Genomic DNA, 15608 nt, shown 5'->3' with positions numbered 1-15608 from the left:
TCATTCATATTCAACTGACGGAAACGACAGGGCATTGCATCCTCCTGAAAACAAAGAGGGTTTAGTATCTGTTGCAGTTGAAAATAGAATGTGCCGGCCGCGATGGTCCACGTCGCATAACGCCCATTATGGAACTGATATTTCCCGGCGGACTGTCAGGGTAAAAGCGCACTATAGAACCGCAACCGCGCTCTGAACGCTCTATTGCAAGCTGATGATCGAGGTCGGCGCGAAGGTTTGCATCTTTTTCACCCCCGTCACCATGTCCTGGCCGTAGATTGGGGTGCCGACCGCGCCCTTCAGCCAACACTCGCTTTTGCGCTTGATGAAGGTAAAAGCGATGCAGCGGTTGTCGGCAACACACGCCAAACGACACTGCTGCGCCGTGCCGTTCTTCTGCGCCGGCCGCCTGGAGAGATCGCCGCCGGGTAAATCCACGTCCTTGAACAGAGCCAGTTTCGGGTCGATCGTGCCCATCGAGAACTGTTGTGGGTCCGGATCGGCACTGCTGAGAAACTTACCGGAGACCGCAACCGCGTTGCCGTCAGCGGTGCCTTCACTGGCTTTAAGGAAACAGTTTGGGCCACGTGCCACACGCGCATTGGCGTTAAAGGTGAATGCCTTGCATTGTCCGTTCATCGCAAGACAGCTCCTGGCGCATTGCGCCGCATCGCTGGTGCGCACCGACGAGATATCATCGCCAAACAGATCAAGGCCAGTGTAGACTGCCATGCGCGTTGGCCGTTTGGCATATTGTTCGATCGCCGACAGCTTCGCCTCGGCTTGCCCGCTCAGCGCTTCCGGTGCGGTTTCTGTTGGACCACTGGCAGGCGCCAAAACCACCGGCGTTGTTGGGTTCGTTGCAGCCCCATCGGGTTCGAATTCGTGTTCGGCTGTTTTCACCGCGTCAGCGGGCGCTTGCGTTCCCGGCTTACGATTGATGTGAAAGCGCGCAACCTCCTCTGACGTAAAGACGTGCATGTCCTTCGGCGGCGTTTTGAACATGACGGTAAGAACTTCAATAGGTGTATTGAAGCGGTTTAGGACATCAAGAATGTCCGAAATGGAATATTGCGCACTAACCAGGTTGCCACTGTCATTTGAGATCTGGTGAACGCCGAGTTCGCCATCAACCTGACGCTCATTTCCAGCAAGAAAGATGTAGGCACAGGCAGAGTAGCAGCTGGAGCCTTTGGGAATAAACGTCGCAAGATTGCGCTGTTGCACATCATCGGCGATGAGCAGCGCCATCGCCACTGTCCCGCCTGGGCTGTTTAACACGAAAAGTTTGGCGCTCGGTGCTGCTTGCAGCACGCGGCGAAAATCGAGCGCTGCGCCAACGCCGATTTCGCCATTCAAGGCAATGACATCTGGATGGCCGTCATCAACTGAGAACGGCCCAAAGGTTCGTTCTGCCGCAAAACCAGCCGTAGTGAAGAGTGTCAAAAAGCAAAGAACCGACCAAAGTCGGCGGACCCCAACGCATATACGCATCACTCACGCCCCCCGGCGCTATTTTTTCTTATTAGAGCACCAATTATGGGCGTATTTCAAGTTGTAGACACCCTATCCCTTTGGATCACTCCTTCTCGTGACTGCGAGACTCGGATCCAGGGGGCACCACGCCACGCCCAAGGTCCAAACGGCCATTGCCCGAGACATTAAGTTACCGTGACGATCTCCAAGCTGGTCCGGCGTCCAATCATCCACGCCTAAGACCTGCTTTGTCGTGTCGAAGGACACGATCTTGTTTTTTTCCGCATAAATGTCCTTCTTTCGAGTAAATGAGAAATATTGCGCTCGGTAGTTTTTCGTCCCAGCCAGAAGGGCAAGATTGCCCAGCCTGTGCAGCCAAGAGCGGTGTTCTTCATCTGTGAACCTGTCTGACCAGTATTCGTCCTTCAAGGCTTGAGGAAGGACGTGTTCAATGGTGATTTTCCCTCGATATGTCTTTGTAACGGACTCATCTTGATCGGCTTCTTCTAGTCGCATCAACACTGCGTGCGCGAACGGCCGACCATACACCTCGCCATCGAGCAGTGACCTAAATTCCGTGTCGTTAGCACCGCCACGGAAAATCGAGATGATCTCTTCGGATGTTTTGCCGTCTCGGATCGCATTGATGAGCTGAAAATAAACCGTTAAACGGGCTGTGAAGGCCAGTCTCCGTATCCAATTTTGATAGGTAATTTTCTCAAGAAGCACCACGAATTCACCCTCGCTCATATTCGGAACTGGTTGATTGAGGAAAGTAAGAAGCGGTGGTATCCACTCTTCGAAAGCAACACGGTGGAGGGAGCGTAGCGACCTTAACGCCATGCTGTCATCGAAGTTGGCTTGCAGAATGCGCACGTAGTTTTTCGCAGACGCAATGATCTGGTCCAGGAACATAAACGGACTAGCAGATCTCTCAATTATGGGCTCGAATTCTTCGTGAAGGGCTTTTCGTGACTTCACTGCTACGAGTGAGGAGCGATGATGGGCAAAAAACTGATCAAGCCGATCTATCCCGATCGTTTCCTCAAGCTCTAACCAACGCTCTTCAAGCTCCTCACTTTTTTGCCCTCCTTGAAGACGCGCGAAAAGGAGATTCTTGATCAGGTCGGCGTTCGAAAGTGGCATGCCACGCGCGTTCAGCACATTGAACAGGCGATAAGCCGATTTCATTGATTGCGTCGCAACCATGACAACGAAGACGCGGTCGAGGAGATAGTCTTTAAACGCTTGGATAGTCTTTTCGTCTTTGCCTTCACAGAAGCGGTCGATCGCTTCGATATTCTCAAGAATATTGAGCTTGGGCTTATCCTGTGACTTCTCCAGCTCGCGCCGGTAAACGGAGCTTACGGGGTGTTTCTCTAGGACATGCTTTAGATAGAAGGCCTGGTCTCGGCTGCGTAAAGTGAGCCGCGCTTTGCTCTCGTCATCCTTGTTCTTTTTTGGGAGACGAACGCGTGCTTCAAGGTCCACCATAGCATAGGGGTCGCTCATTTTGTCGCGGAGCCTAGCGAAAATGAGATTGAGCGTTGTCAGACGTTGCTGGCCATCTACGACGTCGTAGAGAGCACCCTTTGTCCGCTCAATTGTAATAAGCGAACCGATAAAATATTCTTCGTCGTCAGCTTCATACGCCTCCCAAACGTCGTCGAGCAGCTGTTCAACATTACCCTTCTCCCAAGAGTAGGGCCGTTGATAAGGCGGGATTTCGTATCGAATTTGTTCGGTCAATATTTGCGAGATAGTGCGCTCGGAAGCTTCCATACTGTTTCCCTCAATCCCCATGATAGCAAAAATTAAGACAAGCATGGTCGGAGCTAAGTTGGGTCCAAGCAAAGGACGCACGCCGAATCAACCATTCCGATTTCGAAACTAAGCCAAGAGACAATGATAAAAAAGATGCACCGGCAGGTTGATGCTCCAATGGTGCGCTGCCCTACTGGGTCCATCCCCCGTTTCAGAAATTGTCAGTGGCAGGTCAGTGAAAGAGGTCTAGCTTAAAGGCATAATTCAACCCTGCGCTACTTCCACAGCGTCGCCGGTCGACCACACGTTCATTCTACCGCACCAGTAAATAGTTCAGCAACGTCTCCATCCGACAATGGTGGAGCCAGCATGTCCCGCGACAAGCTTCGTTTACGATTGAGCAGGGCATCTAGTTTCATATCGAACGATGTGTCACCCAGTGCCGGATGCACGGCGATCGGCACATGAATGGTTACAGGCTTCGTCTGACCAATACGGTAGACGCGGTCATTGCACTGGTCTTCAACAGCCGGGTTCCACCACCTGCTCAAATGAATTACGTGGTTAGCCGCCGTGATCGTAAGCCCGATGCCTGCGGCTTTTGGCGACAGGACAAGTAAGCCGAAACCCTTGGGCAAAGACTGGAACCTATCGACAACCTCTTGCCGCTTTTCACCTGCCAATTCACCATTAATGATATCGGGTTCTCGGTCCAATCCAAGTTCAGCTGCAACAACTGCGGCGAATGCCGCCTGAACCGCACGATCTTCGATGAAAACGAGAGCCTTGTCACCTGCGAGTTGAATGGCAGACAGGATTTCAAGCGTCTTTTGCACGCGCGCTGACTGCCCGATCCATTTCTTACGGAACACAGCGTCGTAGACGTCTATGCCGCCGTTTCCATTTGGGTGCAGAGAAATGCCACGCAACGCCTGGATTGCTTTGAGCATAGCACCCATTGTGCGTGCACCATTTTTGGCAGCGGCAACTGCCTTCGCATATGCTGCCGATTGCTCCAGCGGCATCGAAACAGGGTAAATCTTCGAGGTTTTAGACGGCAGGCCCTCGAGAATGTCCTGCTTCATCCGGCGCAACATGATCTGCGGATGGTTACCATTTGGTTGATCGAGCTTGGCTTTCAATTCTTTTAGTGTTTCGGGCGAATCAGTATTGTAGGTCTTGGAGAAATCACGCAAGCCTCCCAGGTAACCCGGTCCCACTCGATCCAAAATGCACCATAGATCTTCGAGGCGGTTCTCGATCGGTGTGCCGGTCATTCCCACAACAAAATCAACGTTCAGTGCCTTGAGCGCATGAGTATTGAGCGTATCAGGCGACTTAACCTTTTGCATTTCATCAAATACGCCGACCGAATATGGAACGCGTGCGAAGGCCCGATGATAAGTCGCTAGGGTCTCATACGTGGTTAGAATCCAGTCGGCGCCTCGGAGGGCATCGATATCAAGAGCATCCTCTGGGGTCCAGGCTGCACCTTTTTTCGTCTTGAGCCGAGAAAGGCCGGTTCCAAATACTTTCAGACAGTCACCAAGACAGTCCTCAACTAAATGTAGTTTGGCCTCTGCTTCCCAGTTCATTAATAACGCCGTCGGCGCGACGATGATAATCGGACCTTCAAACAAACGTCCCCGACGAGCAGCTGCTCTTTGGTTGGTTCTAAACCAAGCAAGAAAGCTAAGTGCCTGAAACGTTTTGCCAAGGCCCATATCGTCGGCAAGGAGCACACCAGGCGTTCCAGAAAGCCACGATCGAACAAGCCAGGAAAATCCCTGTTCTTGATGCGGTTTGGGTTTGTTGGAACGTAAAAGATCGGTTGGAAAAGTGTCGAACATCGGCGCTATGCGCTGTGTAATTTTCGCAGTGAAGCCCACGCCTTCGATATGATCGTCGATCAACAGAACATCGGTGTCCAACGCTCGTGGACTTTCTTCTATTTCAAGTTGATCGACGGAGTCATCGAGAATTGGTTGAACAGCTTCGGCAAACCCCTGCAGACTTTCAAGAGCGTCGATTGTTTCGAGTGTCCCCAAAGTTTTGTCTTTGTAGACAATGGTTTCGGTAAACGTGGCGGTCGCCTCCTCCACTGCGTCTTTCAGCGTTTCCACATCGTCAGGTGACATTTCGAATTTGAAATCGCCTATGGCGAGTTGAAACTTTTCGGGCAGCCAACCCGTGCTATGCTTGGTAAGCCAGTCGAGACTAGGCTTTTCCCAGCGACCTAAACCTAGCACGCGGGCTGAATATTGATGGGTCTCCACAAAGACCGAGCCCGTTTCGCCTTCGGTCATATCCCCTAGCTCGCGATCGAGAAAGGCACGCGGGTTCGTGATAAAACTGCGACGTTCTGTGGCGGACGCGTTCCGCGCCGCCTTTACGACATCCAGGGCGTTTTGCAGCTCCGGCTCAATCAATACGAACGTATTGCGTCCCAAAGCAAATGCGGGACGAGTTCTTCCGGATTGCCCGACGAATTCGGCGGCGAAAGCCTTTTGTAATTCAGGGACCAGCAATGCGTCTGTTTCATTGTCTGGCAGGTAATCGGAACTGCTCGAAACCATCGCTTCGCCATCGACCGTTTCCGGTGCGTCCACCTCATCGGCAAGAGATCGTCGCATCGTATGCGCCATTAGTATCGGTGTAATCTGTGGACCGCCGGCCGCCTCCCGCACGTCGAGCGCAAAAGCACCCGCTTGATAAATACGCAAGCTTTGTAACGTCTTGTCTGTGGCAACTGCTTCCCCAGTGACAAGCTCAAGCGCGCGCTGCACGCCAAGCCATGGTCCGATTCTCTCCTCTCCTGGGTGACCCAAGGATTGATTATACGCGTGCACCGCATCAAGCAGGGTGAAAACAGGTGCCCCGAAACGCCCTGTCTCACCACCGATTGTCGCGAATGGTCCTGTAATAACCGGCGTGACACGGCGCATATTGCGATCTTGCCAAACGAAGCGGATAAGCCCGTCCGAACTTTCCACCCTTCCTAGAATCGTCAACGTCAAAGTGAGTGAAGCCAATACAGGAACAGCTAGGCAGCTCGCGATTAAGGCTGGAAGGGAAACAATGCTTGCAGCATCGACCGCTAACCCGTCATTAACGACATGCGCGTGACCTTCATCGAGCAAACGCCTGAGGTAACGGACGGCAGCGAGGGATGTTTCGTCATTCGGGCTCCATGACTCAAACGGAAGGGCTTTACTGCGAAAGAAGGACTTGTCGCAAAGGCTAATCGTGGCGCCCGTTTGCGTGGGTATAGTCGAGAAAGACGTTGCCATCAGGGATACCTGTAATCCTTTTGTTGAAGGCGTATGCCAGTCATCCCATAAAGCCGCTCGGCCACCTTGCTTTGCCAGTTATAGGTCTGAGAACTCATATGCATAAGGCTCAGCAGCGACTTCGTCTCATAATTGCCGGTTCCTTTGTGAATTCGAATTTCGTCCGAGCCATAAGCCCTTTTGAAAAGCTTCGGCACCCCTCTTTGAGAACCGTCAGACCAAATGTTGCATTTGCCATTGTGGCTCCAATCGGCCACCACTCCATCTCCGATGCGAAGTAGGAGCACTGCATGACCTGATTCAACTTGACGGCCCTCAGCTTGTAGTGTGGCGAACTCAGCACTTGAGCCGAAGACTGAACGTGCTAATCGTATTCCGTCAGGGCCGAATGCCACCCACGCCTCTTGTATTAAACCTTTGTCATAGACTCCTTCCCAGAAGGCTCGTCGATACGGCCACATATTGTCGTCAGCTATACGATCAACGATGTCGAGGAATTGTCGCAAGGATTGTTCGGTCAGCCAGCGCTGAACCAATTCGCGCAAAGAATCCGGCACAAAAGCCCAATTACCCGGTTTCAAACGAGGGTCGCCCAGCAATGCAAGCACAACTTTCAGAAATGCGTCACGTATTGTCTTTTCAATCTTGCCCTGTTTGAAGGGTCGCAGCAGTGCTTCGATTAGGTTCGGTCGCAGATCATCGTAGATTGGCTTGCCGTCACTATCTAAAGCGTAACGCCGTATACGCGCGAGCCGCGTGAGATGATCGAGATCTCGATCCACGGCCAATCTGTCAAGCAACGCACTTGTGACGGCTTTTGCGTAACCTGATTGGGCATTCATTGCACCAAGACCGGCATCCTTGAGAATGTCAGATGCCGCCTTATCCTGTTCAATTACTGCTTCGGCCAACAGCTTGGGCCCGACGTCCAGATCGAAAAGTTGAAAGTTCTCATGTAGAATCCCCCAAGGTCCGCCCCATGATCCCGCCAGTTTCGCCAACATAGCAGAAGTCTCCACCTTGCCAGGCATTTCACTTGTATATGAGGCCATGAATGACGATGCTAACGTGCGAAACGGTCGGGCGCTATCCGCGGAGGCGAATTGAAGAAGCAACGCTTGCAGGACCTCCGGTGCGTTCGATAGGGCCGGTGTCGTGGACCACAAACACCACGCCGCGTCCTTCAGTTGGCGATTGTTAAGGGTCGCTCCAGCTTCCAGATCACGTTGAAGTTGAGAAGCGACCGCATCAAAGTCCTTTTCTGGTCGCCGCTCCGTGTTGCCACCGGATTGTTCAAGCTTGTCTGCTAGACGTGAGAGGGGCGTGGTTGCAGGGATGGGTCGTTCCAGAACGGCCAGCCTTTGAAGAAGAGCGTTGCAGGCATCGCGAAGACTATTGGACATCGGCGGCATCGATGGCGGAACGGAGGTTTTTCAGCTGCCCTTCCATCTTGTTGGTCAGCTCCAATACCTCTCTCAGTCTTTTCCCGTCATCAACCTCCATAACAAATCGCAAATCGATGCGTCGATTGGTGTCGTAGGCTACAGAGTTTTTTTCATCGATCACTGGTCGGGTAGATGAGTATCCGGAGACGGATACAATCTGACGAGCAGCGCGGTTGGTGAGACTGCGTAACAATGGTTGCGCTTCGGTCATCAAGCGGTAGGTGTTCACCGCCCGCTGTGTGGAGAGTTGCCAATTGGCCTCGTCTGCACCAGTCACATCTGTGTGGCCCTCGATAAATACAGTTTCAACGGATGTTGCCTTCGGGTCGCGTGAACAACTAGCTTCCTTTACGGCGCACGATGCAAAGGAAGGCAAGACTTCTCGCAGCACCAATGCAATCTTGCGGACGTTAGCGGATGCGAGGTCATTGAGAATGGGACTGCTCGTCGGAAAACGGACGGCGTCCTCGGTCAATCGTAGGACGCCATTAGCCAGATCGATCTCAACATCAAGTCCCTGTGCGGCTAGACGCGTGCGAATTTCCTGCAAAAGAGCCGATCTAACCTGATCAGATTTATCGATCTGCTGCAGTTCTAACCGCACTTCTTCTTTCAGTGCGTCGAGTTTGTCGGCAACGATTTCCGCCTGCCGACGCGCCTGCTCTAGACGCTCAATCTGCTCAACCGACACGTCGGTCTGTTGCTTGAAATTCAATGCAAAGACCATGAGCATAATGATGAAGATAAAAAGAATACCGACCATCATATCGGTCATCGAAATGAAATAGTTTTCGTCTTCCTCGGCGTGGTGATCTGGTCCTGAACCCGTCTCGTGGATGAACGCCATTGCAGCTACTCCGCCGCAACGCGGGTTGTGGTCTTGGCGAGGACGTCCACACTGTCGGCGATCGATTCTGTATTTTGCTCAAGACCTTCCAGCAATGGCCGAAGGCTATCCATCACTTTGGCCAAGTCCACGTTCATGTCTTTGGCATATTTTCCGAGCGTAGCTGCTTGAGCATCTGTCGCAGTTCCAAGCTCATGCACCGCGCGTCCCAATGCCTCGTCAACATGGTCGAAATGAGCTTTGTAACTGTCCCAGATACCTTTCAGCTCTTCCAGTTGCCCCGTAAGGGACGAGGCTAAAGCTATTGTCGCCGTGTTCGCTCGTTCTAGGCTGGTCGTTGCAAGATCGATCGAGGCTCCCATTTGCTCGGAGGCCGTTGCTATGCGATCGCCCGATTCCAAAAGAGGACCGCTGGCAGCGCGGACGTCGTTCGCCGTCTGGCTGAAAGAACCGGCAACCTGACGAGTTTGTTCGGTGGCACTACCAATCGCCATTGCCTGCTCCGAAAGTGCAGCCTCTCCTGATCGCATTGCAACGGCAAACCGCTCGATCTCGCCAGCGACCTTCGCCAGCGCTTCGGCCAATCCGGCTTCCAGCGCTCTGGCCGCCTCAGTTGACGCTGAAGCAATGCTCGCGACAGCCGCATGTTGCGCCTCGGCTACTTTGCTGCGCGTCTCATCAAGATTGGTGGTATTCGAGGTGCCGAAATCAGCGAGCCCAGTCATAAGCGTGCCAATCTGTCCTTCCAAACGTTCCATCACACGGCCCATGGCATCCTCTACCTTGGCTGAAGCGCCGGATGCTGCTGACCCGAGATCCGTGTCCAGTTTGGAATTCGCTTGGTCAAAAGTTTCGCGCAGCGCGTTGGCGGCTTCTGCCATCCGCATGGCAAATTCTTCTCCAGTGCCTTGCAGTCCTTTCTGTGTCGATTCGAGAGTCACATGCATACGAGCGAGCGTTTCGCCCAATTGCTTAAGTTCGGTGCCGGCGCTCCCTTGAACTGATGTCGAGAACCGATCTATTAATTCTCCTACACCGCTCTCACTTCGGTTTGCCATCGTTCGCATTGCTTCGCTGATACTTTGAGTCATGGGCTCAATGGCGCCCGCGAACGCGTTGCTAATTTGAGGCGATAACTGTTCGCCCATCCGAGTGAAAAATCGGTCGCTGTTGATCTCTTTGAGTTGGGCGGTTTGCTCTTTCGCGGTCTCGTTCATTTCTGCCGCAATTGATTGCGGCGCAGTATAGCGAAGTTGGGTCTCAACCTGGTCGCAAAATCGCGTAAAACTTGCTTCAATGCCGATAACCAACACTTTGAACACAAGGGCCAGAAATATCGAGACGCCTAGACCAGCAATGGAGGTGACAAATTTGAACGACGCCACGCCCAATAACTCGGTCATTGCCTCCATCATCGCTGGTGTGTCGTTGTTGAGAAGAGAAGCGGTGGTAGCATTGCTCGCTTTGGACAAGGCCAAAACAATCCCGGCAAACGTCAACAATAGTCCGATGCCAACGAAATATCCCGGAATGCTGCCGACCATTTTCAGACCCGTCAAGCGCTCGCGAACAAGACCATAACTGATGAAGCTCTGAGGTCGAATCGTGTTGCCGATAACGCCGCCGGTTTCGATGTCCTGTTTGAGAAGTGTCTCGTCAAACTCACGCCACGCGTGGCCAATCAACGGGTGTCCGATCAGTGCGGGGTAGACGCTGGTTTCATAAGCCTTAGCAAAAGCGGGACGATCCCTGAAGGTCAAGAGAACCTTCCTGGCGCGCCAAAGCGATAGGCGTATCGCAACAGCGTGCATAATAGCAAAAGCAATTAGCAGGCCGAAACCAAGGGCGCAAAGCGAACCGGCAAGTGCAAAGGCAAAGTCTGGTTTACTCAAACCGGCAAGTGCAGCTTCAGGTATTTGGCTGCCATGCACCGCGGGAACGACAGCAAGCACGCGCTGCAAGATAAGACCTAGATTCAGACCGGTGAAAGTATCTAGGGCAAACAAAGTTGCCCCAACTATCATCCAAAATATAAATACGCGAAACCAACTGCGCCAAATTAAATTCGCCACCCTAGCCCCCAAGAATAACTTCGACCGTATCGTTCGGCCACCTCGTGGCGATCACAGATAAATTCATCACGCAGACGAGCCCCGTTAATACTTATCGCTTGGACGAAAGTAATGGAAGTCGACGAATCACTGAATTGCGCCGAACTGCAGGAATATTCGAGCGTGTGATATTTCGAACATCAGTTCGATAAGGAGTAGACTTACAGAGTTGGCGCGGACCTCGTTTGTAAGCCGAGTGCTGCCTTATTAAGGTAGCCCTCTCTGAATCGCCATTGCAGAGGAACTCCTTGAGCTAATTGGGAGGCCCCCCTCCTAATCCTTGCAAAGCCATTGAAAACACATGACTTTTCCCTTTGTTTTCTAGGGATTGTGATCACTCAACGATAGAGCCATGACGTTTCAGACACACTTACGCCACTCGTAAGTGTCGGCGCTGTGCAACGGTTCTAGGGAAACTTCTGTCTTGGATATGCTAGGCGTTCCGGTCCCGGGAGCACAACGTCGATCGAGTTCTGACAAGGGCTTTGGAGGATGCTATACTGGGAGGACTTTCCATTTCTTCAATGAGGGATCGATTCCTTGCCAGGAAAATATCTCACTGGTCATGAGCAAATAGAAGCCCTTTGCGAAGCCATCGATGAAATGCGCGCGGACACGCTTGCACGACATGAAATTGATATCCCGTCAGTCGCAGGTCGTCTCCGGCTTAACCCAGAATTTCTAAAACGGAAGTGGGAAGAACAATTTCCCGCGGGCGTCACGCCCTACCTTCCCAGCCAGGCGGATTGCAATTTTGAAGAACAAAAAAAAGCGGCTAGAGCCCAGAAGCAATACGATGGAATACCTGGTTCGGCGCTGGTATTGGCTGAATACAAGAAATTTAAAATTTTCATAATGGGCCGATACAGCACACCTTTTAATGACAAAGAGCCTGATGAAATTTACTATTCCGCATATAGCCTGAAGGGAAATAGACACATTGCCGCGAAGCATAGCCTCATCAGACGGCATAAAAACGCAAAAGGGGAATGGGTCACAACAGACAAGCCAATTCGAATCGTGAAATGCGATTGGTAAACATTGCTCCCTTAACCAAATTGCGACGGTGTGCAGAGGGGCGTATATAATTGCGCATAACCCATGTGACACTATCCGTTGGGTTGTGGGGTAACAGCCCGAAGCAGTCAGCTCGGCGATTGCATCGACAGCGCGTCGGTATCTCGTCGTTAATGTTCAGGCTGCCTGCAACCGTAAATAGATCGCAGGTTGAATTGTTGCTATAGATTGAAAATGAGGACATCTGAGAATCAAATCCAGTTGAGCGCGACTGATCTGATCGGCCATCTCAATTGCCAGCATTTAACAGCTCTTGATCTTCGGGTAACTTCTGGCTCGCTTGCGCGACCGACACGATATGATCCATTGCTCGAAATCCTTCGAAAGCGTGGCTTCAAACACGAAGACGAATTTGTTGAGTATTTATCGTCGACCGGTCTTTCAACCGAGCGAATTGAGTATGTCGACGTTTCGGATGAAAGTGTCGGCGCGACTGTTAAAGCGATGGAAACAGGGCGCGACATCATCGTTCAAGGAGCACTCCGCCACGGGCGATGGTCAGGTCGAGCGGATGTGTTGCGCAGGGTGGAAACCCCAAGCGTATTTGGAAGTTGGTCCTACGAGGTAATGGACACAAAGCTCGCCCGAGAGACCAAGGCAGGCACCATCCTACAGCTATGCCTTTATTCCGATCTCCTAACCGATGTTCAAGGACGGCAGCCTGAAAACACCTATGTCGTTGTCCCTTGGACGGAGTTTGTCCCTCAAATTTTCCGCGTCACCGATTTTTCAGCCTATTTCCGCAAGGCAAAAGCAGCAGTGGAGGTGGCAACGCAGGGTCTAGAGGCAGCAGAGACCTATCCCGAACCGAATGCGCATTGCGACGTTTGTCGTTGGTTTGACGACTGCGACAAGCGCCGCCGCTCAGATGACCATCTTTCTTTTGTTGCAGGCATTTCGAAAAATCAAATAGCTGAACTGCGCGAACGCGGGATTTCACGGCTCAGCGAACTTGCCGAGCCCGCACCATTCGCTTGGAAGCCGAGACGTGGCACTATTCAATCTTACGAGAAGGTTCGCGATCAGGCACGTATACAGTTTGAAGGAAGGACAGATGGAGCGCCAAAATACGAACTTCTAGATCTTCTACCCGGCTACGGTTTGTCCCTACTCCCTGCCCCCAGTGCCGGAGATATTTTCTTTGATCTCGAAGGAGACCCCTTCGTTGGAGAGCACGGTCTCGAATACCTCTTCGGCTATTGTTATCTCAATGCAAACGGTGAGTTAATTTACCAGGCCGACTGGTCCTATACACAAGAGCAGGAAAAGCTCGCATTTGAAGGCTTTATTGACTTTGTAACGCAGCGACTAGGGGCCTTTCCCGACCTCCACATTTATCATTACGCGCCTTATGAGCCTGCAGCATTAAAACGCCTAATGGGGCGTTATGCGACCCGCGAAATTGAGATAGATAACCTCCTACGCGGACTTAGATTCGTTGACCTTTATAGCGTTGTGCGAAACACGCTTCGGGCGAGTGTCGAAAGTTATTCCATCAAACGCCTCGAAGTTTTTTATGGCTACGAGCGCTCTGTGGCACTGAGGGACGCGAACATTGCGCTGACGTCATTGGCGGCGGGACTTGAACTCGGAGACGTAGCATCCGTTAGTGACGCTGATAAAGCCACCGTTCAAATCTACAATCGGGATGACTGCCTTTCGACGGAGGGCCTGCGATCGTGGTTGGAGAGGCTGCGCGCCCAGATCATCGACGCTGGGACGGATGTGCCGCGACCCGCAAGCGGCCAGGATGCGCCCAACGAAAAAGTCTCGGAGCGACAGGTGCGGACAGACGCATTGGCAGATCTCCTATGTGAAGGCATACCCCTCGATCCAAAAGAACGGTCCGAAGAACAGCAAGCAAAGTGGATTCTGGGAAACATCCTCAATTGGCATCGGCGCGAGAACAAAGCGGTCTTTTGGGAAAAATTCCGACTCGAGGCCCTTACACCGGATGAGCTCCTCGACGAACGCGATGGGCTTTCAGGATTGATGTTCGTTGGTGAGGTGCCTGGTCCCGGCCGGCTTCCGACGCACCGTTACGGCTTTCCACAACAAGACACCGACATCCGTCCGGGAGACAAACTCCGATCGGTAGGTGGTGCGCCGTTTGGCGAAGTTATCGACGTTTCGACCGCGGACCGCACCATCGAGATCAAAAAACAGGGTAAGAGCGCTGAACTTCACCCCGCGGCAGTTTTTACGCATGAAATCTTCGGTTCCGACGAACAGGCTGATTGTCTGTTACGGATCGGAGATTATGTCGCCGATCACGGATTGAACGGAAACGGTCCCTATCTCGCGGCACGACATCTGCTCCTTAGACAACCGGCGCAGCTCGGTGGTCACTCCATCACTCAAGAAGGAGAGGACACGCTTGAGGCCGCAATTCGGCTAGCCGAGCACATGGAGGGCGGCGTTTTGCCGATTCAGGGGCCGCCAGGCACCGGCAAGTCTCATACTGGCGCCAGGATGATTTGCAGATTTGTTCAGCTCGGCCTGAAGGTCGGCATCACCGCCAACAGCCATAAAGTGATCCGCAATCTTCTCGACAAGGTGAAAGAAGCCGCCGATGAGTTGAAGCTGGAACTGTGTTGCGTCCAAAAAGCGAAGGAGAAAGAGGACAATAACGACCGACATATCTTCGCAAAAGACAATGAGGCCTTGCTGAGCGCATTGGCTTCGGGACAATGTCAGGTGGCAGGCGCAACGGCATTTTTGTGGGCTAGAGAGGAGGCGTTCGAAACGGCCGATGTGATGGTCGTTGATGAAGCGGCGCAATTGTCGCTGGCCAACGTGCTTGCGGTGTCGCATGCAGCAAAGCGATTGATATTACTCGGCGATCCGCAGCAACTTGATCAACCGAGCCAAGGCACACATCCTGATGGCACTGATGGCTCAGCCTTGGCGCATATTCTCAATGGCAAGCAAACTATAGAACCCGATCGCGGCCTTTTCCTTGGACAAACTTGGAGGATGAATCCCGAGATCTGCACTTTCAATTCCGAGTTGTTTTATGAAGGCAAGCTTCACCCCGTCGACGGGTGCAAAAATCAGATCATTCATTCTGATGGTGCAATAAGGGGATCAGGACTACGGTATGTTAGCGTGCCCCACTCTGGTAATAAGAGCTCTTCCATTGAGGAAGCCGATGCAGTGGTGCAACTGATATCGTCGATGCTTGCTGGCAACACCCGATGGGTCGATCGACACGGCAAAGAGCGGCCGATCACACTGGAGGACATTGTCGTTATCACGCCCTACAACGCGCAGGTATTTGAAATTCAGCAACGCATACCTGCCGCAAAAGTTGGGACGGTTGATAAATTTCAGGGCCAAGAAGCGCCGATTGCAATCTATTCTATGGCAACGTCGAGCGCGGCTGATGCACCAAGGGGCATGGAGTTTCTTTACAGCCCCAATCGATTCAACGTGGCCATTTCTCGAGCGAAGTGCCTTGCAATCCTTGTAGCCTCACCAACGATCTTCGAGGCAGAATGCAAAACTCCCAAGCAAATGCAATTAGCGAATGCGTTTTGCAGATTTCAGGAATTGGCTCCGCCAAGGTAAGTGTTTCTGGTTTCCGAACGAAGAGTTA

At 52.4% G+C, this 15608-nt stretch carries 8 protein-coding genes; 2 read left to right on the top strand and 6 right to left on the bottom strand.

The genetic code is table 11. The annotated features are described in order from the left end of the window. Positions 1 to 201 precede the first annotated feature (201 nt). From J2X72_RS05335 to zorA, 6 genes are all read right to left on the bottom strand, one after another. Positions 202 to 1359, bottom strand: coding sequence for a PAN domain-containing protein (locus J2X72_RS05335; RefSeq protein ID WP_310069200.1), 1158 nt, complete (start codon positions 1357 to 1359; stop codon positions 202 to 204). Between the two features lie 207 nt (positions 1360 to 1566). Continuing rightward, the gene (locus J2X72_RS05330) at positions 1567 to 3258 is read right to left on the bottom strand and encodes a DUF262 domain-containing protein (protein WP_310069197.1); all 1692 of its coding nucleotides are present in this window, start codon (positions 3256 to 3258) and stop codon (positions 1567 to 1569) included. Between the two features lie 290 nt (positions 3259 to 3548). After that, positions 3549 to 6530 carry a DEAD/DEAH box helicase gene (locus tag J2X72_RS05325; RefSeq protein WP_310069195.1) on the bottom strand — a complete coding sequence of 994 codons (2982 nt, stop codon included), beginning with the start codon at positions 6528 to 6530 and terminating at the stop codon, positions 3549 to 3551. Further along, a complete protein-coding gene (locus J2X72_RS05320; RefSeq protein WP_310069192.1) occupies positions 6530 to 7933 on the bottom strand; it encodes an EH signature domain-containing protein in 1404 nt (467 codons plus the stop codon). The genes J2X72_RS05325 and J2X72_RS05320 overlap by 1 nt, the downstream gene beginning before the upstream one ends. Beyond that, positions 7923 to 8822 carry an OmpA family protein gene (locus J2X72_RS05315; protein ID WP_310069187.1) on the bottom strand — a complete coding sequence of 300 codons (900 nt, stop codon included), beginning with the start codon at positions 8820 to 8822 and terminating at the stop codon, positions 7923 to 7925. Before J2X72_RS05315 ends, J2X72_RS05320 begins: the two co-directional genes overlap by 11 nt. Positions 8823 to 8827: 5 nt before the next feature. Continuing rightward, positions 8828 to 10894 (bottom strand): anti-phage ZorAB system protein ZorA, encoded by a 2067-nt coding sequence (zorA, locus tag J2X72_RS05310; RefSeq protein ID WP_310069183.1) that lies wholly within the window; start codon positions 10892 to 10894, stop codon positions 8828 to 8830. A 579-nt stretch (positions 10895 to 11473) separates the two neighbouring features. On the opposite strand from zorA, the gene J2X72_RS05305 reads away from it, so the two are divergent. Beyond that, the gene (locus J2X72_RS05305) at positions 11474 to 11971 is read left to right on the top strand and encodes a hypothetical protein (RefSeq protein WP_310069181.1); all 498 of its coding nucleotides are present in this window, start codon (positions 11474 to 11476) and stop codon (positions 11969 to 11971) included. A gap of 240 nt (positions 11972 to 12211) precedes the next feature. Next, a complete protein-coding gene (locus J2X72_RS05300; RefSeq protein WP_310069179.1) occupies positions 12212 to 15580 on the top strand; it encodes a TM0106 family RecB-like putative nuclease in 3369 nt (1122 codons plus the stop codon). Positions 15581 to 15608: the final 28 nt, after the last annotated feature.

This window comes from Phyllobacterium sp. 1468 (assembly GCF_031455525.1).
In the GTDB taxonomy this organism is placed as follows: domain Bacteria; phylum Pseudomonadota; class Alphaproteobacteria; order Rhizobiales; family Rhizobiaceae; genus Phyllobacterium.
Note: the sequence above shows the minus strand (reverse complement) of the source record. Positions and strands in the feature narration are given on the sequence as shown.